Annotated in this window: 1 protein-coding gene; it reads right to left on the bottom strand. The window is 64.7% G+C overall.

Annotated elements, in window-relative coordinates; all coding sequences use genetic code 11:
* Nucleotides 1-1,502, bottom strand: a 1,502-nt coding sequence (locus IEV38_RS15210; RefSeq protein WP_188397605.1) for an electron transfer flavoprotein-ubiquinone oxidoreductase, incomplete at both ends; no start/stop codon positions are given.

Consider the following 1,502-nt stretch of genomic DNA (forward strand, 5'->3'; position numbering starts at 1 on the left):
GCCGCCGGGCAGTAGCGCGCCTCCGGACCAGCATAGGTTGCCAGGTTCACCGTCACCGGGATCGTCGGATCCTTCAGTGTCAGGTGGATTGGCTCGTTCTCCGCATGGTTGGTATTGGACAGGAACACCGACGACAAGCGGTCGAAGGTCAGCACATTGTCCGGTTTCGGATAGACGATCGGTTGGCATTCCGCCGCCGGCTTCAGGGTGGTATGGTCTGCATGCGCATGGTGCAGCGTCCACGGCGCCTTGCCGCGGAAGACGAGCTGGTCGATACCGAACAGCAGGGCCCCTGTAAGAAGTCCCTTGCTCATCATCGGCTTGAAGTTGCGCGCCACGTGCAATTCTTCCTTCAGCCACGATTGCGCGAAGGCCGTCGGATAGTCGGCCAGTTCGTCGCCTTGACGGCCTGCGACAATCGCCGCCAGGGCCGCATCGGCCGCCAGCATGCCGCTCTTGATCGCCGCATGGCTGCCCTTGATGCGGCTTGCGTTCAGGAAACCCGCCTCGCAGCCGATCAGGGCACCGCCCTTGAACACCAGCTTCGGCAGCGACTGCAGGCCGCCGGCCGTGATGGCGCGTGCGCCATAGGACACGCGCTTGCCGCCCTCGAGGAAGCGGCGGATCTCGGGATGGGTCTTGTAGCGCTGGAATTCCTCGAAGGGCGACAGGTACGGGTTGCGGTACCCCAGTCCGACCACATAGCCGATCATCACCTGGTTGTTCTCCAGGTGGTAGAGGAAGGAGCCGCCATAGGTTTCGTTGTCGAGCGGCCAGCCTGCGGTATGGATCACCAGGCCTGGCTGATGCCTGGCCGGATCGATTTCCCACAATTCCTTGATGCCGATGCCATAGGTCTGCGGATCGCGGCCTTCATCCAGGGCAAAGCGCTCGATCAATTGCCGGCCCAGGTGGCCGCGTGCGCCTTCGGCGAACAGCGTGTATTTCGCATGCAGTTCCATGCCGAGCTGGAAGGCCTCGGTCGGCTGGCCGTCACGGCCCACGCCCATGTTGCCGGTGGCGACACCCTTGACCGCACCGGTGTCGTCATACAGGATCTCGGCCGCCGGAAAGCCCGGGAAGATTTCCACGCCCAGGGCCTCGGCCTGTTCGCCGAGCCAGCGCACCACGTTGCCGAGCGAGACCACGTAGTTGCCGTGGTTCTGCAGGCAGCCCGGCAGCATGAAGTTGGGGGTGCGGTAGGCACGCTCTGCCGTCAGGAACAGGAAGCGGTCTTCGGTGACGGCGGTGTTGAGCGGTGCACCGCGCTGCTGCCAGTCGGGAATCAGTTCGGTCAGGGCCTTGGGGTCCATCACGGCGCCGGACAGGATGTGGGCGCCGAGTTCGCTGCCTTTTTCGAGGACGCAGACGGAGAGTTCGCGCGCCTGTGCGGCGGCCTGCTGCTTGAGGCGGATGGCGGCCGACAGGCCGGCAGGACCGCCGCCGACGATGACCACGTCGTAGTCCATGGTGTCGCGCGGACCGTATTGGTCGAGGAGGCT

The organism is Oxalicibacterium flavum, assembly GCF_014635065.1.
In the GTDB taxonomy this organism is placed as follows: domain Bacteria; phylum Pseudomonadota; class Gammaproteobacteria; order Burkholderiales; family Burkholderiaceae_D; genus Oxalicibacterium; species Oxalicibacterium flavum.